The sequence below is a fragment of the Vibrio sp. H11 genome, assembly GCF_004804295.1.
GTDB classification, from domain to species: Bacteria; Pseudomonadota; Gammaproteobacteria; order Enterobacterales; family Vibrionaceae; genus Vibrio; species Vibrio ostreae.
In genome coordinates this window covers 1-23,064 of record NZ_SSHN01000013.1, presented here as the reverse complement: position 1 = coordinate 23,064, position 23,064 = coordinate 1, and the positions used below count along the sequence as shown (strand labels likewise).

Genomic DNA, 23,064 nt, shown 5'->3' with positions numbered 1-23,064 from the left:
CTGACAATTAATGCATCTGCGCACTGAAACCTGTATCGAGCACCGGAGTGACGTTCAGATCGGATCCCGCCCCCTGCAGTACACTGAATTTAGACTGCAATGCCTGCTGCTTGCGCATCAGTTTACGCTGCTTTTTAAGCACTTTTTCCAGCTTCTTTTGATATTTTTTCTGCTTTTTGAGCGTCTTCTTCGCCAGCTTTAACGCCGCCTTATTGGCCGCTTTGGCTGGTTTACTGTCGACATTAACCACCGGCAGCAGTGACTTCTGCTGAGTGTGCTGCTTGGCCAGCGCCTGGGGTTTGCACAACGCCGACTTATCCGCACAGGAACGGGCACAAGAACGGCACATGTAACTAGGCTGTGCCACCATCGCCTGAATGTCATCCAGCGAGGCGGCAATATCGCGACGATTTAATTTGCACAGACGTGTGGCCATAAGGTGACGCTCCGGTAAGAATAAGAATAATTCTTAGTTAGATATAACGCCGGGCGCGACCAAACGCAAGCTCTGATTGTGAAGAATGCTAATCACTGCCGCGGGTGAATCAAGACTGAGCAAGGCCAGGGTAGCGAGAGACTACAGACCGCAAGCCAACAGACTCATCCGCTCACTCGCCCATCGCCGCCAGGACGTACACATCAAAGCGGTTTTTCTTGGTTTCAATCGCCATACTCGGTTTCTGCCCGGCCAGCCAATCGGCATAATCCGGGCGCTTGACCACCACCCGCTTAGTCGCCAATTGCAACGCCGGTGCCAGCAAGCCATCGGCATCATGGTCGGCGCCCACCAGAGACTGGAACACACGCATCTCTTTCTTGACCAGAGCCGATTTTTTCTTGTTCTCCGGATGGGGATACATAGGGTCAAGATAGACCACATCCGGACGCTGGAAGCTGGCATCATCAGCCAGTTTATCGAGCGCGTCATGGCTGGAAGCATGCAGCAGACTGACCCGCTCTGAGACCCAAGGACCGATCTCCGCATCCTCTCGGGCGCGGGCCAGACCATCATCGAGCAGCGCCGCCACCACCGGATGACGCTCCACCATCTGCACCTTACAGCCCAGCGAGGCCAACACAAAGGCATCGCGGCCTAACCCGGCGGTTCCATCCAGCACTGTCGGAGTTACGCCTTTGTTCAGCCCGGCCGCTTTGGCAATCGCCTGCCCTTTACCACCGCCGAATTTACGCCGGTGCGCCACCGCACCACTCACCCAGTCGACGTAAATCGCGCCCAGTTTCGCTTCATCAGTTTTACGCAGTTCAAGACGCTCTTCGGTCAGAACCAGCGCAAACGCACTGCTGGCATCGTGGGTCAACTGCCAGCGCTGCGCGATATGCTGCAATTGCAGGGCACGGTGCGGGGCTTCACAAATCAGTTGTAGCTGCAAGGTGTTACTCCAGCAAAGAGAAAGTTAGATTGGGCGCCAGTTTAGCCGATTTTGTCCGGCGCGGCTAAAGGTTCTGCAGGGCCCGGAAGTGCCGGACAGAGCGCGAAAAAACATCTCAGGCCGCGACACCACTTGGCACAATCAGCAATTAATGATATCACTCAGGATGATATCTGCTCTCCTCAGCCAGGGTAACACTCAACCGTTGAACAACCGCCAGGATTTTATATGCAACTAGCATCAACCAAACTGGATGAATTGGATCGTGCGATTCTGAAGATTTTGATGGATGACGCACGCACTCCCTACGCGGAGATGGCGAAACAATTTAATGTCAGTCCGGCCACTATCCATGTACGGATAGAAAAGATGAAAGCCGCCGACATCATTCAGGGCACCGAAGTGGTGGTCAACACCAAAAAGCTCGGTTACGACGTATGCTGCTTTATTGGTATCAACCTGAATGCCGCGCGCGATTACCACTCGGCGCTGGCCAAGCTCAATGCACTGGATGAAGTGGTCGAAGCCTATTACACCACCGGGGCGTACAATATTTTCGTCAAACTGATGTGCCGATCGATTGAAGAGCTGCAGTATGTCCTGATCGATAAACTGCAGGCGATTGACGAAGTGCAGTCAACCGAAACTCTGATTTCACTGCAGAACCCGATCAACCGCAACGTCAATCCCTGAAGCAGCAAAACCAACCACATACACTGGCAGGATGTACGCCAGGCAAGACCTACCCGCCACAATGCCACTGCTCAGCTAGCATGCCAGTTGCCAGCGAGAATGCCAGTGGGTAGCGAGAATGCAAAAAGCCCGGAGCAATGCCCGGGCTTATCATTTCAGCGCTATTGCGGACCCGCAGAGTCCCGAGAGCGCTTACTTGTTCAGGTAGCTGAGCAACTCGTCAGCGGAGATGCCCTGTTTAGCCAGCTCTTTTGCCAGCAGATCAACCTGTTCATGCTTGCGCGAATCGATCACTTGCTGAAACTGGTAAACCAGATCACGCAGTACCGGTAGCGGAACTTGCTTCGCGGCGCTGCGAATGCGCTCGCTACTTTGATTGCCCAACTCCGCAAGCAATTTACCAAACATGACTTTTTCTGGTGAATCATCAAGCTGCTCCCAGATGCGAGCCATTTCGTAGGTCGTCATAGACATCGTATAGAGATTCCAAAGAGTTATTCTAAAGAACGAAAGAAACTACAATATACACGCGTTGTGTCGTTTAGAAAATAGCCCTTAGGGTGAATTTACCCAGGCGAACACTGCAACTGAAGCTAAGAGTCCAGTGCCCACTGATGCCAGGCGCGCCCGGCTTTCGAAAACAGAACCAACAACGCTGGCGCGATCAGCCACATATGTAATCCAATCAGCATCTGCGGCTGCAAGTCTAACCGCTGCAACAGACCGACCACCAGACCTGAGCCACTCATTTGGAACAAACCTAACAAAGCGGCCGCGGTACCGGCCTTATCACCAAACGGCGCCAGTGCTTTACCGGCCGCCGCCCCCAGCACCCAGGCAAACCCCATCGAAGAGATAAAAATTGGCAGCATGAACGCGAATGGAGTCGCCACCTGAGCCAACAGCAACATGCTCACACCGGCCACCAGCAGAGCCGTAATGCCCATCACCAGCGTTGTATGAGTACCAAAGCGGTCCATAATGCGCGGCGCCGTCAGACAAGCGATAATATTGATGACCGCGTTGATGCCGAACCAGAAGGTGAACTGGTTCATATCTAGCCCCAGGTTGGTCATCAGCACCACAGGAGCAGAGGTGACATACGCCAGAATGACGGCCATTGCTAACAGACACAAGCTGGCATGAAACAGGAAAGACGGGGTTTTAATCACCGACCAGTAGCGGCTCAGTTTAAACACCGCCTGTTTGTCGGTAGTCGGGTTGGTTTCGCGCATGGTGACCAGCATCAGCAGTCCGACCACAACCGCAAAAGCAGCCATAAAGCTGAAATTACTGCGCCAGCCAAACTGCTGGGTCAGCCAGCTGCCGAGAATCGGTGCCAGGGCCGGAATAAAGCAGATCGCCCCGTTGAGGTAGCTGATCATTTTACCGCTGCGATGCGGACCGAAAATATCGCGAACTGTTGCAAAGGCTGCTACCGATGTTGCACATGCACCTAAGCCTTGTAGCAGACGGGCAGTCAGCATCCACTCGATGTTTTGAGCACTCCACGCCAATAAAGCGCTCAACGCGTAGATACCTATCCCTCCTAATGCAACAGTTCGACGACCGAGTTTGTCTGCTAACGGTCCGGCAAACAACTGGCCGATTCCCATAGCAAACAGAAACCAGGTGATCGTATCCTGGGCCAGAGCGTGTTCCACGTGAAACGTCTGCGAAATCTGCGGCAAGGCGGGCAGATAAATATCAATGGCCAAAGGGCTGAAAAGAACCAGCAGGGTCAGCAGCACCATTTGTAGTTTGCCGGGACCAACAGATTGCGTCACGCTCACGTTTACTCCAACTTCAGTGATTAAGATCTCGCCGTGGACTATAAACCAGGCATGATATGAGTAAAAATGGCTTATAATCATCCCTATTATTCCATTTAGGAAAATCAGATGAAGATTGAAAAGCTAGCCCGCATCGATCTCAACCTGCTGGTGTGCCTGAAAGTGCTCAGTGAAGAACTCAATGTCACCCGAGCTGCCCATCGGTTATGCCTGAGCCAGTCAGCGGTCAGCAAATCACTGGCTAAACTGCGCGAGCAGTTCAACGACCCTCTTTTCGTACGCACCTCACACGGTCTCAAACCGACACCAAAAGTGGTGTTTCTGCAGCCCAAGCTGGATATTCTGGTTAATCAGCTCGAACTGATCACCCAGCCGGAGCAGTTCTGCCCTAAATCGAGCGAATACCGCTTTCACATTGCCGCCGTAGAGAGTGTCTACTCACTGATTCTGCCCCACTTTTTACCGGCCATTTTCAATCAGGGACCGAACATCAACATCAGTACTCACACCTGGAGCGAGCAGACCTTTAAAAAACTGCAACTGGGTGAGCTGGATTTGGGCCTGACCGGCAAAGACATCGATATTAATGATGCCCGTCTGACCATGTTGCCGCCGAGCGATATCTGCGAGCAGGAAATTTATCGCGACAGCCAGATGTGTGTGGTACGCCGTGACCATCCGGTGCTGCAGCAGCCGTGGAATCTGCAGCAATATCTGGCGCTGCGTCATGTTCAGGTGCGCTGTGACGGCAATGATCGCTGGCTGCTCGACTACCGCCTCGCCGATCAGGGGCTGGAACGTGACATTGCCATAACTGTGCCGGACTTTAACAGCGCCGCCAGTCTGTGCACCTACACCGACTTTGTCTTCACTGCGCCAAGCCATTTTACCCAGTTGGTGGCACAGCAGATGGGGCTGGCCGTACTGCCCCTGCCGCTCGAATTCCCGCCGATGGCGTATACTTTATTCTGGCACCGCGACCGTGATAACGACCCGGCGCTGAGCTGGCTGCGCCAGATCATTTACAGCAAAACGTTGCACCTGCGCCAAAGTCAGTAAAGCGCTAGAAAAGTCAGTCACCCGGCTGATAAATCATTCAACACCCCGCATGGCGTACATTTGCACAGCCATAATAAAAGGAGTAGCTTATTTCGCTCCGTCCCGGACGTGCAATCCATGCACCATAAGTAAGGATGTTAATAAGGATAATCACAGATGCCCGATTCTATTTCCCAACGCGTCACCGCCCTGCGTGACTGGCTGACCCAGCAGGGTCTGGACGCTCTGATCGTCCCTCACGAAGATGAATACCTCGGCGAATATGTGCCGGCCCACAATGAACGCCTGCACTGGCTGACCGGTTTTACCGGCTCGGCAGGTGCCGCCGTGATCACCCGGGACAAAGCGGCGATTTTCGTCGATGGCCGCTACACCGTTCAGGTACGCAAACAGGTTCCGGCGCAGTGGTTTGAATACCGTCACCTGATTGAAGAGCCCTACCTGGCCTGGCTGAAACAGAGCCTGCCGACAGGCAGTAAAATCGGTTATGACCCGCGTATGCACCGCGCCAGCTGGCTGACAGCGGCACAAACCACACTGGGCAGCGAACTGCAGCTTATTGCCAATGACCACAACGCGATTGATCAGCTGTGGCATGACCGTCCGCAGCCTCTGGTCTCTGCGATGCGCCTGATGGGCAACGAACTGGTCGGCACATCCAGCAGCGAAAAACGCCACACAATCGCCGAAATTCTGCGCAAAAAGACTGTAGATAGCGCCATTTTAACCGAACTTGATTCCATCTGCTGGTTGCTGAATATTCGTGGCCTGGACGTGTCCCGCCTGCCGGTTCTGCTGTCACACGCCATCATCCATGCTGATGCCAGCGTTGATTTCTTCCTCGACCCGGCTCGTCTGGCACAAGGTTTTGCCGAACACGTCGGTCCGGGGGTTCGTGTCCATCCACCTGAAGCTCTGCCCGAGCAGCTCGCAGCCCTGAGCGGACGCCGCGTGTTGGTGGATCCCGCCACCAGCAATGCCTGGTTTACCCTCACCCTGCAAAACGCGGGTGCTGAGCTAGTCAGTGACGCCGACCCTTGTCTGCTGCCTAAAGCGGCCAAGAACGCCACGGAAGTGGCCGGTATGAAAGCGTGCCATATCCGGGATGGCGCGGCGATGGCGAAATTTCTCGCCTGGCTCGACAGCGAAGTCGCCGCCGGACGTCTGCATGATGAAGCGGCACTGGCCGATAAACTGCAAGCCTTGCGCGAACTCGATCCGAGCCTGGCCGATTTGAGTTTTGATACCATCTCCGCGGCTGGCAGTAATGCCGCCATGTGTCACTACAATCACATCAACCAGCCACAGCCGGGTCAGCTGAGCATGAACAGCCTCTATCTGGTCGATTCAGGCGGCCAGTACAGTGACGGCACCACAGACATCACCCGTACCATCGCCATCGGCGAAGTCAGTGACGAGATGAAACAGCAGTTCACCCTAGTCCTGAAAGGCCACATTGCTCTGGCGACAGCACGCTTCCCGCAAGGGACCTGCGGCCACCAGCTCGATGCGCTGGCGCGTCAGCACCTGTGGGCGCACGGTTACGATTATGATCACGGCACCGGCCACGGTGTCGGCCATTTCCTCAGTGTCCACGAGGGGCCACAGCGCATCAGCAAAGTCCATAACCCGGTCGCACTGCGCCCCGGTATGGTGGTGTCGAACGAGCCGGGTTACTACCGAGCTGACGGTTTTGGTATCCGGATAGAAAACCTCGAGCTGGTCAGCGAATTTGCCACTCAGGGTGATTTTTCCGTCCTCGGTTTTCAGTCGCTGACCCGCTGCCCGATCGATGTGCGCGCGATTAACATCAACATGCTGACCAAGCCTGAGCTGACATGGCTCAACCACTATCATCAAACGGTGTGGCAGGAAGTCAGTCCGTTAGTCGACGGAGAGGTGAAAGCCTGGCTGCAACAGGCCACCCAGCCACTGCAGCATCCATAACCCGTCCCATCCGACTGTTCATCCCTGAGCCTTGCCGCTCGGGGATTTTTTTGCCTGTCACTTTTTGTCACTTGTATACGATTCAAAACTTTCCACCTCGAATCAAAAAAATATTTACTAGTTAAGCAATTGTTTTTATTTAAATAAAATATAAACCCACACCATATAGAACACTAAATACTCAACAATTTGATTTGAGATCTAATTATTTTTTGGCTAAGTTATATTTAACTAATCGTTCAATTAAAAATGATAAGGAGTGCAGATGCCCAAGGTAGGAATGCCAGACATACGCAAGCCACAGTTGGTTCAGGCCACGATGGCAGTCATCGAGCGAGTGGGATTACATGCGGCCAGCATCGCACTGATCAGCCGCGAGGCCGGCGTCTCAACCGGGATCATCAATCACTACTTTGGTGGCAAACATGGCCTGCTGGAAGAAACCATGCGCGCCATATTGCGCCAACATTCGATTACCGTAACTCAGGCACTGGCCAAACTGCCGAAAAATGATCATCAGGCGCGTATCAATGCCATCGTCAATGCCAACTTCTTAGGCTTTCAGGCCGAAAGTCAGGTCGTGAAAACCTGGCTCGCCTTCTGGACCTATTCGATGCATGACGAACAATTACATCGTTTACAACGTGTCAACGAAAAGCGTCTGCTCTCACATCTTAAAATTGAATTGAATTCTCTTCTGCCCCGCCACCGCGCTAACCAGGTGGCCCACGGCATCGCCGCTCTGATTGATGGAATCTGGCTGCGCGGCGCACTGAACCCTGCCGGGATCAATGCCGAGCAAGCCCGACTGTTAATTAACGATTACCTAGACATACAACTGGCGCAATACGCACCGATGACAAGTTAGGTCTTTAACCACAAGGTCTTCACATGGAACAAGCATCACTTTATATAGGCGGCTCGCTGCAACGCGCGTCGTCCGGGGAAACCTTTACCTCATATAACCCGGCAACGGGTCAGCCACTGGCTGTTTTGGGACTCGCCAGCGAGCAGGACGTGCAACAGGCAATCGAATCCGCCCAGGCCGGATTTGCTGTCTGGTCGGCGATGAGCGCGGTGGAACGCAGCCGAATCCTGCTCAACGCAGTGCGTATACTGCGCGAGCGTAACGATGAACTGGCGCAACTGGAAGTGCTCGATACCGGTAAGCCGATTCAGGAAGCAGACTGTGTCGACATCGCCACTGGTGCCGATGTGATTGAATATTTTGCGGGTCTGGCACCCGCTCTGCAGGGTGAACAGCAACCACTCAGCGCCAATCAGTTTTTTTACACCCGCAAAGAGCCACTCGGTATCTGTGCCGGTATCGGTGCCTGGAACTACCCGATTCAAATTGCAATGTGGAAAGCGGCCCCTGCGCTGGCAGCAGGCAATGCGATGATCTTCAAGCCTTCGGAAGAAACACCGCTGACAGCGCTGAAGCTGGCACAGATTTTCAGCGAAGCTGGCCTGCCGGACGGGGTATTTAACGTCGTTCAGGGGGACGGTCGTGTCGGCCAGATGCTGACCGCCCACCCGGCGATCGCCAAGGTGTCCTTTACCGGTGAAACCGGTACAGGTAAGGCGGTCATGGCAGACAGTGCGCGCAGCCTCAAATCGGTCACCATGGAGCTGGGTGGTAAATCGCCACTGCTGGTGTTCGAAGATGCCAAGCTCGACCAGGCAGTATCAGCGGCCATGGTTGCAAACTTCTACACTCAGGGCGAAGTGTGTACTAACGGAACCCGGGTTTTTGTCCATGAAAGTCTGTACGACGATTTCATTGATCAGCTCAAAATCCGCAGCGAAAAACTGATCGTCGGCGATCCGCAGGATCCGCGCACTCAAATCGGTGCATTGATCTCGCGCGATCATATGCACAAGGTTCTGGACGCAATCCAAAGCGCCAAAACCAGCGGCGCCACCTTGCTGACCGGCGGCTATCAGGTCACCGATAACGGTCTGGCCAATGGTAACTTCGTCGCTCCCACTGTGTTTACCGACTGCAGCGACGATATGGCGTTCGTGCAGCAGGAAATCTTTGGCCCTGTGATGGCGGTACTCAAGTTCAGTGATGAACAGGAAGTGATCCGCCGCGCCAATCACACCCACTATGGCCTGGCCGCCGGCGTATTCACCCAGAACCTGTCACGCGCGCACCGCGTGATCCACCAGCTGCAAGCCGGTATCTGCTGGGTTAACACCTGGGGTGACTCTCCGGCCCCCATGCCGGTCGGCGGTTACAAACAGTCCGGTGTCGGACGCGAGAACGGTATGGAAACCCTGAGCCACTACACCCAGACCAAAAGCGTCCTGATTGAACTGGACGATTTTGCCGGCCCGTACGCCTGAGGAGCAGTTATGACCCAGACATTTGATTACATCATTATCGGCGCCGGGTCGGCAGGCTGCGTACTGGCCGATCGCCTCAGCGCCAGCGGGGAACATTCCGTATTGCTGCTTGAGGCCGGCGGAGGCGACAAAAGTGTCTTCATCCAGATGCCGACAGCACTCTCATACCCGATGAACAGTGCCAAATATGCCTGGCAGTTTGAATCCCTGCCCGAACCTGGTCTGGACGGACGGACCCTGCACTGCCCGCGCGGAAAAGTGCTGGGTGGCAGTTCATCGATCAACGGCATGGTGTATGTCCGTGGTCACGCCTGTGACTTTGATGAATGGCAACAGCAGGGAGCGACCGGTTGGGATTACGCCTCCTGCCTGCCTTATTTTAAGAAGGCAGAAACCTGGAGCGGCGGCGCTGATGAGTACCGCGGCGGTGACGGCCCGCTGGCGACCTGTAACGGCAACGATATGGAACTCAACCCGCTCTACCAGGCTTTCATCGATGCCGGGCAGCAAGCCGGTTATCCGTACACCAAAGATTACAACGGCTACCAGCAGGAAGGCTTTGGCGCCATGCATATGACGGTGGATAACGGCGTACGCGCCTCAACCTCCAACGCCTATCTGCGCCGTGCGCTCAAGCGTCCTAACCTGACTCTGCTCAAAGGAGTACTGACGCGTAAAATCCTGCTGAAAAACAAATGTGCGGTCGGAGTCGAGTTTGAACGTAATGGCCGGATTGAAACCGCCACAGCAACACAGGAAGTCGTGTCGTGCGCTGGCTCCATCGGCTCACCACAGCTGTTGCAGCTGTCTGGTATCGGCCCGCGTGACGTACTGGAAAATGCCGGTGTCAAAGTGGAACATGAATTACCCGGAGTGGGTGAAAACCTGCAGGATCACCTGGAAATCTATTTCCAGTATCGCTGTCAGCAGCCGATCACCCTTAACAGCAAACTGGGCCTGGTCAGTAAAGGCATGATCGGGGCGCAGTGGCTGCTGACCAGGCAAGGCCTGGGTGCCACCAATCATTTCGAGTCATGCGCCTTTATCCGCTCGCGGGCCGGACTGAAATGGCCCAATCTGCAATACCACTTTTTACCAGCCGCCATGCGGTATGACGGTCGCACCGCCTTCGACGGTCACGGCTTTCAGGTCCATGTCGGCCCGAATAAGCCACTCAGTCGCGGCCGGGTGTGGATTCGCTCCGCCGATCCGGCCGATAAACCGGCCATTCTGTTCCGTTATCTGTCTGAACAGCAAGATATCCAGGACTGGCGTGACTGTATCCGCCTCACGCGTGAAATCCTCGCCCAGCAAGCGCTGGATGAGTATCGCGGCGCTGAAATCCAGCCAGGCAACACCATCAGCACTGATGCCGAAATCGATGCCTGGGTAAAACAGAATGTCGAGAGTGCTTACCACCCGTCATGCAGCTGCAAAATGGGGGCAGCCGATGATGCAATGGCGGTGCTGGATGAAGCGTGCCGGGTACGCGGCATTGCCGGCTTGCGGGTGGTCGACTCCTCCGTGTTCCCGACCATTCCTAACGGTAACCTCAATGCGCCAACCATTATGGTCGCCGAGCGCGCTGCCGACATGCTACTCGGGACTGCGCCGCTTCCTGCCGAACCAGAGCCGGTGTGGATCGCTGCGCACTGGCAGACCCAACAAAGAGAAACACCACCGCAGCGTGCGCTAGACACGCAGTCCGGTGTGGAATTAATGATAAAATAAGGACAGTTCAATGCGTAAAGTCATGACCTTCTCAGCAGCCACACTGCTGTCAATCAACGCCTATGCCAACAGCTGCGACACCGTTCGTTTTGCCGATGTCGGCTGGACCGATATCACCTCAACGACAGCCGTGACCACTGAGCTGCTGCACGGCCTGGGCTATCAGACCAAGACCGATCTGTTGTCGGTACCGGTGACCTATTCTTCCATGGCCAACGGCGACATCGATGTCTTTCTCGGTAACTGGATGCCAACCATGGAAGGCGATATTGCCAAGTACCGTGACAACGGCAGCGTACAAACCATCCGTGCCAATCTCGAAGGTGCCAAGTACACCCTGGCCGTACCTAAGTACGTGTATGACGCCGGGGTTAAGTCATTTGCCGATCTTGCCAAGCATGCCGATCAGTTTAAACACCGCATCTACGGCATCGAGCCGGGCAACGATGGTAACCGCCTGATCCAGTCAATGATTGACAACAATGCGTTCGACCTCAAGCAATTTGATCTGGTGGAGTCGAGCGAAGCCGGCATGGTCTCGCAGGTCAAACGGGCGGTACGCCGCCAGCAATGGATAGCTTTCCTCGGCTGGGCGCCGCACCCGATGAACAGCAATGTTGAGATGGAATACCTCAGCGGCGGTGATGACTACTTCGGCCCTAATTATGGCGGTGCCAACGTCTACACCAACGTGCGCCATGACTATACCCAACAGTGCCCGAATGTCGGCCAGTTGCTCAGTAATCTGCAGTTCAGTCTTGAGATGGAAAACAGCCTGATGGAAGCCATCCTCAATCAGGGCCAGCGCCCGGAACAAGCCGCCAAAGATTGGTTGCGTCAGCATCCTGACGTGCTGACCCCGTGGCTGAAAGATGTCACCACGCGTGATGGCAAGCCTGCGGAGAAAGCCGTAACTGATTATCTCAACTCTGACGTATAACCCCGCCGGGTGGCACAAGCCACCCGCTATAAGGAACTGCACACTATGATTAGCGATCACAAAATTCCGTTGGGCCACTGGATGGAAGCCGGTGTGGACTGGCTGACTCTGCATGCTTCGGGCGTATTCGATACCATCTCTTTCGTACTGGAAAACATCATCATGGTGTTAGTCGATGTCTTCAAATGGTTCCCGCCAGCGGTCCCTATCATTATCACCGCAGCACTGGCCTGGTGGCTGCACCGCAGCCTTTCCCTGGTGGTGTTTATTATTGCCGCGCTGCTGCTGATCCTTAACCTGGGCTACTGGCAGGAGATGCTGGAAACCTTTGTACTGGTCTTTGCCGCCACTACGATTTCGGTTCTGCTCGGCGTTCCGCTTGGCATCATGGCTGCGCACCGACCATGGCTGTATACCGTACTGCGCCCGATTCTGGATCTGATGCAGACGGTACCTACATTCGTTTATCTGATCCCGACTCTGGTTCTGTTCGGACTGGGCATTGTGCCCGGACTGATTTCCACCATCATTTTCGCCATAGCCGCTCCAATCCGCCTCACCTATCTTGGCGTCACTAAAGTGCCGGAAGAACTGATCGAGGCCGGTAAAGCTTTCGGAGCCAGCCGGATGAAACTGCTGTTCAAAGTGGAACTACCGGCCGCCCTGCCGAGCATCATGGCCGGCATTACCCAATGCATTATGTTGTCACTGTCGATGGTAGTTATTGCCGCCTTGGTCGGCGCAGATGGCCTGGGCAAACCCGTTATTCGTGCCCTCAATACGGTCAATATTTCCCAAGGGTTTGAAGCCGGTCTGGCGATTGTCCTGGTCGCTATTATTCTCGACCGTCTGTGTAAAGCACCTAACAGCAAGGAGGCATAATCATGCCAGCGATCAGTATTGAAAATCTCGACGTGGTGTTTGGCCAAAACACAGCACCGGCTCTGGAACTGCTCGATCAGGGCAAAAGCCGCCAGGAGATCATCGACCAGACCGGTCTGGTGGTCGGCGTTGATAATGTGACACTCGATGTGCAACAAGGTGAAATCTGCGTGCTGATGGGTCTGTCCGGCTCAGGTAAATCCAGCCTGCTGCGCGCGGTTAACGGCCTCAATCCGGTCACGCGCGGCGCTCTGAAAATCCAGGATGGTGAACAAAGTATCGACCTGGCGCAGTGCGACGCCGATACGCTGCGCCATCTGCGCACCAACAAAGTCTCAATGGTATTTCAGAAATTTGCCCTCATGCCGTGGCTGAGCGTGCTGGATAACGTGGCATTTGGCCTGGAAATGCAAGGCATCGGCAAACAGCAACGCCGTGCCCAGGCACGGGAAAAACTGGCCATGGTCGGCCTGGCCGAATGGGAAAACAAACTGCCTCATGAGCTGTCCGGTGGTATGCAGCAACGGGTCGGTCTGGCGCGCGCCTTCGCCATGGACAGCGACATTCTGTTAATGGACGAACCTTTCTCGGCTCTCGATCCCCTGATCCGCAGCCAGCTGCAGGATGAATTGCTGCTGCTGCAAAAGCAGCTCAATAAGACCATCATCTTCGTCAGTCATGATCTGGATGAAGCGCTGAAAATCGGCTCACGTATTGCGATTATGGAATCCGGCAAGTTGATTCAGTATGGCAAGCCGGAACAGATAGTCCTGACGCCGGAAACGCAATACGTGAAAGATTTTGTCGCCCACACTAATCCGCTCAATGTGCTCAAAGGCCGTTCGCTGATGAACAGCAGCGACAGCCTGGTTCAGGACAATGGGCGCTGGCAAATCTGCCAGCAGTCAGATCTGTGGGTTGAGAAACAGCAACAACAATGGGTTGTGTGTGGCGATAGCCCGGTTGAGCTGATTGAGTGGCATGCTGAGTTATCGCTGCAGTCATTGAATCCACAAACATTGGTCATGGCCAGCCCGGACATTGATATGCGTCAGGCGATTGAAATTCGCTACCGTACTGGTAACCCGATTTTACTGATGGAAGAAAATCGTCTGCTCGGTACATTGAGCGATCACGATTTTTACCATGCTCTGCTGGGTAAATACCACCAGGCACAAGCTGCCTGATGAAGACTTCATTCTAATACTGCTCACATCGGCCACACAAATAAGGCGACCAGAGGTCGCCTTATTTGTGTATGTTTCACGTGAAACATAAGCCGGGTCATTCAAACCTCAGGCTAACCGGAATAGACTGCATGCCAGTCATGCCAGACCGGCTGCAAACCTCGCGCTTGCATCGCCTGTTCTACCATAAGCGCTGAACGTTCATCACTGGTAGCAAACTGCTCCAGCTCCGCTTTCGGATCCGCATAGCCACCGGGCTGGGTTTTCGATGCCGCTGACAAACTGGTTATGCCAAGCGGTGCAACATTATCGCGAAAGGCCGGCGTTTCTCGGGTGGAAAGTGATAATTCAACCTCAGAATTAAACAACCGAAAAGCGCAAATCAGCTGCACCAACTGTTTGTCCGTCATCACCGATTTAGGCTGCAAAGCCCCTTCACACGGCCGCAGGCGCGGAAACGAAATCGAGTAGCGTGACTGCCAGTAAGTCCGCTCCAGGTAATCAAGGTGGGCCGCAACATAGAAGCAATCGGTACGCCAGTCTTCTAAACCAATCAGGGCACCTAAACCGATTTTATCTATCCCGGCTCGCGCCAGGCGATCTGGAGTTTCAAGCCGAAACTCGAAATCCATTTTGTTACCACGCAGATGATGCTGGGCGTACGTCGATGGATGATACGTCTCCTGATAAACCATCACGGCATCCAATCCCAACGTCTTGAGTTCTGCATACTCCTGCTGCTGCAGTGGCTGCACTTCCATCGCCAGATAGTGAAACGACGGCTTAATGATCGGCAGCATATGCCGAAAGTAGTTCATGCCGACTTTGGTTTCATGCTCACCAGTCACCAGCAATACGCTATCAAATTTCATCTGCTTGATAGCGGCGATTTCAGCCCGGATTTCCTCCTCATTAAGTGTTTTACGCTTAATGCGGTTTTCCATCGAAAAGCCACAATAAGTACATGCGTTGGCACACAGGTTGGACAGATAGAGCGGAATGTAGAACGACATCGTATTGCCAAAACGGCGTCGGGTCGCCTGGTAAGAAAGCTGCGCCATCTGTTCCAGATACCCTTCCGCCGCAGGCGAAATCAGCGCTTTAAAATCTTCCAGATCGCGTTTGCTTTTGGCCAGTGCCCGTTCTACGTCGTGCCGGGTTTTCGCATACACCGACAACTTAATATCATCCCAGCCGAGCTGGTTAAATTGATCAATAAAACTCATACTCAATCATCCCGCTCAATTATCCAGGAATGCCGTAAACGGACTCGACGCAGACGCGCTCTGTTGCTGAGTCGCCAGGCCAGACAGATAAGCCATTCGGCCCGCTTCCACTGCCAACCGGAACGCGTTAGCCATCACCAGCGGATCACGTGCCGTGGCGATTGCGGTATTGACCAATACCGCATCTGCGCCCATCTCCATCGCCAACGCGGCATCCGATGGCGCACCGATACCGGCATCTACAATGACCGGTACGTTCGCCTGGTCGATGATAATCTCCAGGAAGGTTTTTGAGCTTAGTCCCTGATTGGTCCCGATCGGCGCACCCAGCGGCATGACGGCCGCACAACCGACCTCTTCTAACCGTTTGCACAGCACCGGGTCGGCATGACAGTAAGGCAAGATAATAAAGCCGTCTTTAACCAACTGTTCGGCCGCCTTCAGAGTTTCGATCGGGTCCGGCATTAAATACTTGGGATCGGGATGAATTTCCAGTTTCAGCCACTCAGTACCCAGCGCCTCGCGCGCCAGATGTGCGGCATAGATCGCATCCTGCGCCGTTTTGGCACCGGAAGTATTCGGCAACAAGTTCATCCCGCTGGCCATCAGCGGTGCGAGAATGTCGTCATCACGCTGTTCGAGATCAACCCGCTTGAGTGCCATAGTGACCAGCTCAGACTGACTCACAGCAATCGCTTTAGCCATAGTGCTACGATCAGAAAACTTTCCGGTTCCGGTCAGTAAGCGAGAATCGAACTGGCGATTGGCGATAATCAGCGGTGGATTGCCAGCTAAAATTTCGCGCTTGGATTGCTTAGATATAGAATTCGTTACAGACATAAATATTAGCCTCCTGCGATGGCCTGAAACAGTGCGATCTGATCACCCTGATTGAGTAGCGTCTCAGACCATAAGCCTTTGGGTATAACTTGTTGGTTGATGGCAAACACACAGCCTAGTGTCGGTAGGCCCAGTTCGTGCTGCAGTGTCTGCAAACTGGTCGCCGCCTTAATCTGGTGTGCTTGCTGATTAATAAAGATGGTGATAGTCATACCTTCATTCCTTGCCACACCCGCACTGTAAACAGTGTGGATCGGCGATCAGTTGCCACTTTTGCCACTGCATACTCAGCGCATCGAAACGTTGCATGTAGTGACTGTGAAACTCCTCAAGCTGAATTAATTTCTGCACAGCGAGCAGAGCCTGTAAGTTACCTATGCTGCCGACCACAGGGCCGGCCACACCCATGTCGGAGCAGCGCAGCGCAGCCGCCGATTCCTGCTCGGGTACCACACACTGATAGCAGCCCTGGGGACGCTGAGTAAAATCGAGCGGGATCAACTGACCCTCCCAGCCAATGGCCGAGCCTGAAATCAGACACACTCCGGCCTGATGACAAGCCCGGTTAACCTGGTGACGTGTCGGCAGATTGTCGCTGCAGTCGAGCACCACATCGGCTAAGCCCACTTCCAGATTCAGTAAGGTGGCATCCATGTAGCGCTCAACCGTACGTACCTGACAGTCTGGATTGAGTGCTTGTAGACTGCGCGCCAAAGCACGTACTTTGGGTTGGCCGACATCCTGCACGCGATAAGCCAGCTGACGATGCAGATTGGAAAGTGCGACCTGATCATCGTCGGCAATTACCAGCCTTGCGACCCCGGCGGCGGCGAGAAACTGCGCCGCCGCGCTGCCCAATCCGCCACAGCCAATAATCAGGACCTGACTGTTGAGCAAACGCTGCTGCCCCGCTTCACCGATCTGCGGTAACGCAACCTGACGCTGATAGCGCATAAATTGTTGATCACTTAACATCACCGGCCTCCGTCACGCTCGCAGGCGCGGGAAGAAACCGCTGCAGTTGGCTAACAGCCAGGCCGACATCCTCAGCCTGGGTAATTGCCCTGACCACAGCAATACTGCTTACCCCACACTCGAGAACCTGAGCGGCGTTGCTGCGATCAATACCGCCAATCGCCACGCTGGGTACTCCGACATGCTCGCCATAAGGAAGACTATCGAGCAAGCTTTGATACCGTTTCAGCCGCACCAATCCCTGGGGTTTGGATGGCATTTGTTTAGTCGTGGTCGGGAAAATATGTCCCAACGCGATATAGCTGGGTGCCAGCTGATGGATACGCAGTAACTCGAAATAGCCATGGGTAGAGAGTCCGAGGCGAATGCCGGCCTTTGCTATTGCCGCCAGATCGGCCAGTAACAGATCTTCCTGGCCGAGATGAACACCGAATGCACCATGCTTAAGTGCCAATTGCCAGTAATCATTGATAAACACCTGGGCACCATGTTCGCGGCCCAACGCTATCGCCTGGATAATCTGCTGTTCCAGATCAGCTTGGGCGGGGTCTTTGATGCGCAGCTGAATCGTCTTGATGCCAAGCGGCAACAAGGTGGCAATCCAACGTACGTCATCCACCACCGGATAGAGCCCGAGCGATGTTTTATCCAATAACGCAAACGGCGCAACACCACGGTAGATGGCCTGAGGTTCCGGCTGGGGAAAATCGCGATAATCGCGCGGCCATGTTTCACGTGAAACATTGAGTGCAGCCCGAGACAGCACCAACGCATCCTCCAAGGCAAAATCAAGAGCGAGCAAACTCAGCAGCCAGGTCAGATGTTGTCGTTGCTGCTGCGCGGTTAATGCCCGCAGATGAATCAGCCGACGCTGTTCATCGCCATACCACCAGGTATCTTCCAGCCCGTTGCAACCGGCTACGCCGATAGCGACCGTAGCGACTGCTGGACATAATGAGCTGGTCAAGTGACTGCCTGCGCCGATGTAATCAATACAAAGATCCGGAGCAGACTCGCTGCCAAGCGAGAGGTGATTTAATACAAACAGATTGCTTGATAAACGAAGAGTCGTGTCAGCAACAAGGTGGAAATGCTGAGTTGGGCTAACGCCCAACTCAATGTGATCGATATGCAAACCTTGTTGTTTGGCAAGTAACAGTACCCGCTGCACGTCTCCCGTCATCACAACACAATGAGATGGGATCAGTAATTTCACGGTTATTCCTCAGCCATGCTCTCTGGACTGGTCACAGCCGGATGATAGAGCTGAGAACCTGAGCTAAGAAACTCCTGCGATTTCTGCCGCATCCCTTCCAGGGGATCATCCAGCAATGTCACTGTCATCGCGTCATTACTCGACGCCGTGTAATCAGCGTAAGTACGGCGCACCTCCTGGGAGATCTTCATCGAGCAGAATTTCGGACCGCACATCGAACAGAAATGGGCAACCTTACCTGACTCCTGCGGCAGGGTTTCATCATGGAAAGCTCGGGCAGTCACCGGATCCAGCGCCAGGTTAAACTGGTCTTCCCAGCGGAACTCAAAACGCGCCTTCGACAGAGCATTATCACGGATCTGCGCACCAGGATGACCTTTGGCCAAATCAGCAGCATGGGCGGCCAATTTGTAGGTAATCAGGCCAGTCTTCACATCCTCTTTATTCGGCAGGCCAAGGTGCTCTTTGGGGGTGACGTAGCACAACATCGCACAACCAAACCAACCAATCATCGCCGCACCGATACCGGAAGTAATGTGGTCATAACCCGGGGCAATATCCGTAGTTAGCGGGCCTAAGGTGTAGAACGGCGCTTCATGACAATGCTCCAGCTGCTCGTCCATATTGGCTTTAATCATGTGCATCGGAACGTGCCCCGGGCCTTCAATCATCACCTGCACATCGTATTCCCACGCCACCTTAGTCAGCTCACCCAGAGTACGCAACTCGGCAAACTGAGCTTCATCATTAGCATCTGCGATCGATCCTGGACGCAGGCCATCACCCAGCGACAACGCCACATCGTACTTGGCACAGATCTCACATATCTCTCGAAAATGAGTATAAAGGAAGTTCTCTTCATGGTGTGCCAGACACCATTTGGCGATAATCGATCCACCGCGGGAAACAATGCCAGTGACCCGTTTGGCAGTCATAGGCACATAGCGCAGCAACAAACCGGCATGGATAGTAAAGTAATCCACCCCCTGCTCTGCTTGTTCAAGTAAGGTGTCACGCATCACTTCCCAGGTCAGGTTTTCAGCAATACCGTTGACCTTTTCCAGCGCCTGATACATAGGTACGGTACCAATCGGCACCGGGCTGTTACGCAGAATCCATTCGCGTGTTTCATGAATATTACGTCCGGTCGACAGATCCATCACGGTATCACCACCCCAGCGCGTCGCCCACACCAGTTTCTCAACTTCTTCTTCAATCGAGGAGCTGACCGAAGAGTTACCGATGTTGGCGTTGACTTTGACCAGGAAGTTACGGCCGATGATCATAGGTTCAGATTCAGGATGGTTGATATTACTCGGGATAATGGCTCGTCCTTCGGCCACTTCACGACGCACAAATTCTGCCGTAATTTCCCGTGGCAGATTTGCGCCGAAGTTTTGCCCCGGATGTTGCTGATTAAGTTGCTCATCCTGGTAACGACGTCGGCCCATATTTTCCCGAATGGCGATAAACTCCATTTCCGGGGTAATCATTCCCTGACGGGCATAATGCAGTTGAGTGACGCACTGACCTGCTTTCGCGCGGCGAATCTGCGGTAGATTGCCGTAGCGTAGTTCATCTAGTGTTTCATCAGCCAGACGCTCACGGGCATACTCGGAACTCATCGCATCCAGCAGCTCGGTATCGTCGCGCTCCGCCACCCATTCAGCACGTAGCTTTGGCAGCCCTTGATAAAGGTCAATGGTATGCTCGGGATCGGTGTACACACCGGAAGTATCGTAGACACTCACCGGCTCATTAGGCTCGTAAACCGGCTGCTCTTTGCTGCCACCGATCAGACTGTCAGCCAGAGAAATTTCACGCATCGGCACGCGAATGTCCGGACGAGAGCCGGTGACGTATGTTTTTTGAGAATTGGGATAAGGTTGAACAGAAAGCGATTCAATAAACTGTTGAGCTTCCAGTCTCGCTTGTTTGCGATTCGACGACATAGCATTTTCCTTTTAGGATTTTAGGGATAAATGCTTGGCGGATAGTTGCGACAAGAGGTAAGCAGACAAATCTGGTTACTGAAGATATGACGATCCACAGATCGCCAGAGAAAGTCTTCTCTTGTTCCCTTCGCTGGTACTAACCAGATCAGGTTCAACGGATCCCGAATAAACGGTCTCAGCCTTATGGCACTCCGACAAGTGAATCGATTATAGAGAATCGTGTTGCGTTAACCAAGTGTTAATGTCGAGTTTTTAATCAGGCTCGAACTAACCACTGGTAAGCGAGCCAGGCAGCAGAAATACTCAACGTGACATTAAGCAATACATTCAGGCCCATTTTCACAAAAGCGCCCTGTTGCATCATCAATACGTTATCCATTGAAAAGGTCGAGAAAGTAGTCAAGGCACCGAGAAATCCCAACCCAACCACCTGACGCCACGGATAAGGTGCCAGCCATTCATTTTCAAACGCAGCAATCAATAATCCCATGATGAAAGAACCTACGATGTTCACGGTCAGAGTACCGTATGGAAAGCTGCGCCCGAATAAAGTAATGCACCACTCTGAGACCAGATAACGTGAGCAGGCACCAATCGCCCCACCTAAAGCTATCAGGCCCAAAATTGATAATTGTCCCATGTAACCTCTCCGTACTAATTTGTAACCTATTGTAACGATTTATCGCTCAAGATCAGCGCGGAGAAAGGAAAAAATAGTTTTCTTTTTCAGTAGCCTGATACATTAAACAGCCGATTTTAAAAAAGTTACAGGAGTCACATCTAGACCACTTCAATATAGCCCATCAGCCCGGTATGCATATGCTCTATCACATGACAGTGATACATCCAGCGTCCCGGGTTATCAGCCACAAATGCCGCCTTGGCGCTACCATTCTTGCCCAGTAACACGGTATCGGTATGAAACGGCTCTTTAACAGGCTGACCATTAAGTTCAATCACGGTAAAGGTATGACCATGCAGGTGAATCGGATGGTGATACTGAGTAACATTGCGCAGGTTAAAAATATAGCTTTTACCGCGCGTCAGCGTCGCAAGCGGCTTAGGAATATTACCGGCACTCATCCCTTCCCAGGCGCGTTTATTGATCAACCAGAAATCCGGTACCGCGTTTCCGGACTCATCTGCGGGTGTCACCGCCCCCTCCCACTCAAAGACAAAATCGATCTCTTCGGCACGATATAAGTCCACTTCAGGAATCGGATTTAATGGCAGACGGGGAATCGATTTCTCCTCAGCCAGCCAGGATTCCTGACTGACAAACTCACACAGCGGAAATGCAAATTTACCTTTCATCTGGCGAATGTAAACCGTCTGCCCGGCGGCTGGTGCAATGAAGGCGATATCCAGGCGCATCCCCGGGCCCATCTTGTGTTCTTTGAGTAAATACGGGGTAGTAATCGGGTTGCCGTCAATCGCCACGATCCAGGCATCGACGCCTTGCACCGCTATCGGATAGGTGATGGTGTTGTCAACATTGGCGATACGCGCTCGCACGGTTGCATTGTGCTTAATCGGGTACTGGGGATTATGCTGCCCGTTAACCGTACCCCACTCGCCAGGAGTCCCCATACGAGCACTGTAGCGTGGAATCATACGCTGTTTCCACTGCCCCTGCTTATCGATGTGCCAGTGTTTCAGCATCAGGGAGAACTCCTGATCAAACACAACCGGATCCGCTTCTTCCACAACCAGCATACCAACTAGCCCCATACCCAGTTGATTGACACTGTTCATATGCGGGTGATACCAGAAAGTCCCCGCATCCGGCGGAGTAAACTCATAGGTAAAAGTCTCACCCGGCATAATCGGAGCCTGACTCAGGAAAGGGACGCCATCCATCGCAATCGGTATACGCAAACCATGCCAGTGAATGGTCGTCGGTTGGTTCAGTTTGTTAGTGAAATGGATGGTCACCTTTTTACCCTGCCGACAACGAATCGTCGGCGCCGGAATGGAACCATTGAAACCGAGGACGTCGGTCTGATAACCGGGAACCAGTTCAGCGGTAGCGGGTTGTGCGGTCAGGTGATACACATAACTGTCTTCGTCTGAACTAAGACGCAGCAAAGAGCATGCTGGCAACGCCGCTCCAATTCCAATCGCCGAACCGAATTGCAGCAAGCGGCGCCGAGTGAGTTCCATAACCATTCCTGATAAATATAACCTTGATATTGGTAATAAAACTGATTGGCCACAAAATGTAAATGACAGGACGCAGAAATATGCCAGATATGGGGAGTAGATTGGATAAGTATTTGTGCTTCTAAACGTAAAAAAGCCCCAGCATTACTGCTGAGGCTTCTTAATATGGCAGGGGTGGAGAGATTCGAACTCCCAACACGCGGATTTGGAATCCGCTGCTCTGCCAATTGGAGCTACACCCCTAGAAATAGGTCATCAAATTGTATCTGGATACTTTGGGTCTTGAAGAGATTCAAACTCCCAACACGCGCCAATTCCCAAAATCAGGGGAATCCGCTGCTCTGCCAATTGGAGCTACACCCCTAGAAATAGGTACCCAAATTGTCTCTGGCAGATTATGAAACACCAGATTTGAGAAAACCCTAGCATTGCTGCTAGGGTTTCGAATAAGTGGCGGAGCGGACGGGACTCGAACCCGCGACCCCCGGCGTGACAGGCCGGTATTCTAACCAACTGAACTACCGCTCCGCATTGGTCAGACTATTAAGTCTTTTCTCGTTTTTGCTTTCAGGCTATTCCTTAAAAAAGGAGCAATCTGAAGCAAGTAATTAAAGCCTGGCGATGTTCTACTCTCACATGGGGAGGCCCCACACTACCATCGACGCTGTTTCGTTTCACTTCTGAGTTCGGAATGGAGTCAGGTGGGTCCAAAAC

General features: G+C 53.4%; 21 protein-coding genes, 3 tRNA genes, 1 rRNA gene and 1 riboswitch. Of the genes, 9 read left to right on the top strand and 16 right to left on the bottom strand.

The genetic code is table 11. The annotated features are described in order from the left end of the window. Positions 1-7: 7 nt before the first annotated feature. The gene (locus E6C74_RS17160) at positions 8-436 is read right to left on the bottom strand and encodes a hypothetical protein (protein ID WP_136487276.1); all 429 of its coding nucleotides are present in this window, start codon (positions 434-436) and stop codon (positions 8-10) included. Between the two features lie 172 nt (positions 437-608). Beyond that, a complete protein-coding gene (locus E6C74_RS17155; RefSeq protein ID WP_136487275.1) occupies positions 609-1,391 on the bottom strand; it encodes a class I SAM-dependent methyltransferase in 783 nt (260 codons plus the stop codon). Between the two features lie 228 nt (positions 1,392-1,619). On the opposite strand from E6C74_RS17155, the gene asnC reads away from it, so the two are divergent. After that, on the top strand, positions 1,620-2,084 hold the full coding sequence (gene asnC, locus E6C74_RS17150) for a transcriptional regulator AsnC (RefSeq protein WP_136487274.1): 465 nt from the start codon (positions 1,620-1,622) through the stop codon (positions 2,082-2,084). A 192-nt stretch (positions 2,085-2,276) separates the two neighbouring features. Here the strand turns inward: asnC and E6C74_RS17145 are convergent, their stop codons facing one another. Together E6C74_RS17145 and E6C74_RS17140 are read right to left on the bottom strand one after the other, a co-directional pair. Further along, complete coding sequence (locus tag E6C74_RS17145) at positions 2,277-2,558, bottom strand: hypothetical protein (RefSeq protein ID WP_136487273.1); 282 nt, start codon at positions 2,556-2,558, stop codon at positions 2,277-2,279. 119 nt (positions 2,559-2,677) lie between these two features. Then, complete coding sequence (locus E6C74_RS17140; RefSeq protein WP_206208438.1) at positions 2,678-3,838, bottom strand: multidrug effflux MFS transporter; 1,161 nt, start codon at positions 3,836-3,838, stop codon at positions 2,678-2,680. Positions 3,839-3,985: 147 nt separating this feature from the next. On the opposite strand from E6C74_RS17140, the gene E6C74_RS17135 reads away from it, so the two are divergent. The 8 genes from E6C74_RS17135 (at position 3,986) to choV (ending at position 13,975) form a co-directional block, all read left to right on the top strand. After that, positions 3,986-4,936: a LysR family transcriptional regulator gene (locus E6C74_RS17135; RefSeq protein WP_136487271.1), complete on the top strand. Its 951-nt coding sequence runs from the start codon at positions 3,986-3,988 to the stop codon at positions 4,934-4,936. Positions 4,937-5,092: 156 nt separating this feature from the next. After that, positions 5,093-6,883, top strand: coding sequence for an aminopeptidase P family protein (locus tag E6C74_RS17130; protein WP_136487270.1), 1,791 nt, complete (start codon positions 5,093-5,095; stop codon positions 6,881-6,883). Positions 6,884-7,148: 265 nt separating this feature from the next. Further along, on the top strand, positions 7,149-7,751 hold the full coding sequence (gene betI / locus E6C74_RS17125) for a transcriptional regulator BetI (RefSeq protein WP_136487269.1): 603 nt from the start codon (positions 7,149-7,151) through the stop codon (positions 7,749-7,751). A 23-nt stretch (positions 7,752-7,774) separates the two neighbouring features. Further along, positions 7,775-9,235, top strand: coding sequence for a betaine-aldehyde dehydrogenase (gene betB, locus E6C74_RS17120; protein WP_136487268.1), 1,461 nt, complete (start codon positions 7,775-7,777; stop codon positions 9,233-9,235). A gap of 9 nt (positions 9,236-9,244) precedes the next feature. Beyond that, positions 9,245-10,966 carry a choline dehydrogenase gene (gene betA / locus E6C74_RS17115; protein ID WP_136487267.1) on the top strand — a complete coding sequence of 574 codons (1,722 nt, stop codon included), beginning with the start codon at positions 9,245-9,247 and terminating at the stop codon, positions 10,964-10,966. Between the two features lie 10 nt (positions 10,967-10,976). Further along, entirely contained in the window at positions 10,977-11,906 is a 930-nt protein-coding gene (locus E6C74_RS17110; RefSeq protein ID WP_136487266.1) for a choline ABC transporter substrate-binding protein, read from the top strand. A gap of 45 nt (positions 11,907-11,951) precedes the next feature. Beyond that, positions 11,952-12,788, top strand: coding sequence for a choline ABC transporter permease subunit (choW, locus tag E6C74_RS17105; RefSeq protein ID WP_136487265.1), 837 nt, complete (start codon positions 11,952-11,954; stop codon positions 12,786-12,788). Between the two features lie 2 nt (positions 12,789-12,790). Beyond that, a complete protein-coding gene (choV, locus tag E6C74_RS17100) occupies positions 12,791-13,975 on the top strand; it encodes a choline ABC transporter ATP-binding protein (RefSeq protein ID WP_136487264.1) in 1,185 nt (394 codons plus the stop codon). 113 nt (positions 13,976-14,088) lie between these two features. On the opposite strand, the gene thiH is transcribed toward choV, so the two are convergent. The 12 genes from thiH to rrf form a co-directional block, all read right to left on the bottom strand. Then, positions 14,089-15,201: a 2-iminoacetate synthase ThiH gene (thiH, locus tag E6C74_RS17095; protein WP_136487263.1), complete on the bottom strand. Its 1,113-nt coding sequence runs from the start codon at positions 15,199-15,201 to the stop codon at positions 14,089-14,091. A 15-nt stretch (positions 15,202-15,216) separates the two neighbouring features. Next, positions 15,217-16,041 (bottom strand): thiazole synthase, encoded by an 825-nt coding sequence (locus E6C74_RS17090; protein ID WP_136487262.1) that lies wholly within the window; start codon positions 16,039-16,041, stop codon positions 15,217-15,219. A gap of 5 nt (positions 16,042-16,046) precedes the next feature. Then, positions 16,047-16,253: a sulfur carrier protein ThiS gene (thiS, locus tag E6C74_RS17085; protein ID WP_136487261.1), complete on the bottom strand. Its 207-nt coding sequence runs from the start codon at positions 16,251-16,253 to the stop codon at positions 16,047-16,049. A 4-nt stretch (positions 16,254-16,257) separates the two neighbouring features. Continuing rightward, a complete protein-coding gene (locus E6C74_RS17080) occupies positions 16,258-17,016 on the bottom strand; it encodes a HesA/MoeB/ThiF family protein (RefSeq protein WP_136487260.1) in 759 nt (252 codons plus the stop codon). Beyond that, the gene (locus E6C74_RS17075; protein ID WP_136487259.1) at positions 17,006-18,232 is read right to left on the bottom strand and encodes a thiamine phosphate synthase; all 1,227 of its coding nucleotides are present in this window, start codon (positions 18,230-18,232) and stop codon (positions 17,006-17,008) included. Before E6C74_RS17075 ends, E6C74_RS17080 begins: the two co-directional genes overlap by 11 nt. Before the next feature lie 2 nt (positions 18,233-18,234). Continuing rightward, positions 18,235-20,184 carry a phosphomethylpyrimidine synthase ThiC gene (gene thiC, locus E6C74_RS17070; protein WP_136487258.1) on the bottom strand — a complete coding sequence of 650 codons (1,950 nt, stop codon included), beginning with the start codon at positions 20,182-20,184 and terminating at the stop codon, positions 18,235-18,237. Between the two features lie 108 nt (positions 20,185-20,292). Next, positions 20,293-20,391, bottom strand: a riboswitch (TPP riboswitch). A 52-nt stretch (positions 20,392-20,443) separates the two neighbouring features. Beyond that, positions 20,444-20,827 (bottom strand): fluoride efflux transporter CrcB, encoded by a 384-nt coding sequence (gene crcB, locus E6C74_RS17065; RefSeq protein ID WP_136487257.1) that lies wholly within the window; start codon positions 20,825-20,827, stop codon positions 20,444-20,446. Positions 20,828-20,967: 140 nt separating this feature from the next. Then, on the bottom strand, positions 20,968-22,350 hold the full coding sequence (locus tag E6C74_RS17060; protein ID WP_136487256.1) for a multicopper oxidase family protein: 1,383 nt from the start codon (positions 22,348-22,350) through the stop codon (positions 20,968-20,970). Between the two features lie 166 nt (positions 22,351-22,516). Next, positions 22,517-22,593: transfer RNA gene (locus E6C74_RS17055), tRNA-Trp, on the bottom strand. A 33-nt stretch (positions 22,594-22,626) separates the two neighbouring features. Further along, positions 22,627-22,712, bottom strand: a tRNA-OTHER gene (locus E6C74_RS21010). 89 nt (positions 22,713-22,801) lie between these two features. Beyond that, positions 22,802-22,878 (bottom strand) — tRNA-Asp (locus tag E6C74_RS17050). An 85-nt stretch (positions 22,879-22,963) separates the two neighbouring features. Beyond that, positions 22,964-23,064: ribosomal RNA gene (gene rrf, locus E6C74_RS17045) — 5S ribosomal RNA — on the bottom strand; the annotation flags it as partial.

Excerpts from the sequence above, each read along its gene's own strand:
- E6C74_RS17160 (WP_136487276.1), bottom strand. The coding sequence starts at position 436 with ATGGCCACACGTCTGTGCAAATTAAATCGTCGCGATATTGCCGCCTCG.
- asnC (WP_136487274.1), top strand. The coding sequence starts at position 1,620 with ATGCAACTAGCATCAACCAAACTGGATGAATTGGATCGTGCGATTCTG.
- E6C74_RS17145 (WP_136487273.1), bottom strand. The coding sequence starts at position 2,558 with ATGTCTATGACGACCTACGAAATGGCTCGCATCTGGGAGCAGCTTGAT.
- E6C74_RS17140 (WP_206208438.1), bottom strand. The coding sequence starts at position 3,838 with ATGGTGCTGCTGACCCTGCTGGTTCTTTTCAGCCCTTTGGCCATTGAT.
- E6C74_RS17135 (WP_136487271.1), top strand. The coding sequence starts at position 3,986 with ATGAAGATTGAAAAGCTAGCCCGCATCGATCTCAACCTGCTGGTGTGC.
- E6C74_RS17130 (WP_136487270.1), top strand. The coding sequence starts at position 5,093 with ATGCCCGATTCTATTTCCCAACGCGTCACCGCCCTGCGTGACTGGCTG.
- betI (WP_136487269.1), top strand. The coding sequence starts at position 7,149 with ATGCCCAAGGTAGGAATGCCAGACATACGCAAGCCACAGTTGGTTCAG.
- betB (WP_136487268.1), top strand. The coding sequence starts at position 7,775 with ATGGAACAAGCATCACTTTATATAGGCGGCTCGCTGCAACGCGCGTCG.
- betA (WP_136487267.1), top strand. The coding sequence starts at position 9,245 with ATGACCCAGACATTTGATTACATCATTATCGGCGCCGGGTCGGCAGGC.
- E6C74_RS17110 (WP_136487266.1), top strand. The coding sequence starts at position 10,977 with ATGCGTAAAGTCATGACCTTCTCAGCAGCCACACTGCTGTCAATCAAC.
- choW (WP_136487265.1), top strand. The coding sequence starts at position 11,952 with ATGATTAGCGATCACAAAATTCCGTTGGGCCACTGGATGGAAGCCGGT.
- choV (WP_136487264.1), top strand. The coding sequence starts at position 12,791 with ATGCCAGCGATCAGTATTGAAAATCTCGACGTGGTGTTTGGCCAAAAC.
- thiH (WP_136487263.1), bottom strand. The coding sequence starts at position 15,201 with ATGAGTTTTATTGATCAATTTAACCAGCTCGGCTGGGATGATATTAAG.
- E6C74_RS17090 (WP_136487262.1), bottom strand. The coding sequence starts at position 16,041 with ATGTCTGTAACGAATTCTATATCTAAGCAATCCAAGCGCGAAATTTTA.
- thiS (WP_136487261.1), bottom strand. The coding sequence starts at position 16,253 with ATGACTATCACCATCTTTATTAATCAGCAAGCACACCAGATTAAGGCG.
- E6C74_RS17080 (WP_136487260.1), bottom strand. The coding sequence starts at position 17,016 with ATGTTAAGTGATCAACAATTTATGCGCTATCAGCGTCAGGTTGCGTTA.
- thiC (WP_136487258.1), bottom strand. The coding sequence starts at position 20,184 with ATGTCGTCGAATCGCAAACAAGCGAGACTGGAAGCTCAACAGTTTATT.
- crcB (WP_136487257.1), bottom strand. The coding sequence starts at position 20,827 with ATGGGACAATTATCAATTTTGGGCCTGATAGCTTTAGGTGGGGCGATT.
- E6C74_RS17060 (WP_136487256.1), bottom strand. The coding sequence starts at position 22,350 with ATGGAACTCACTCGGCGCCGCTTGCTGCAATTCGGTTCGGCGATTGGA.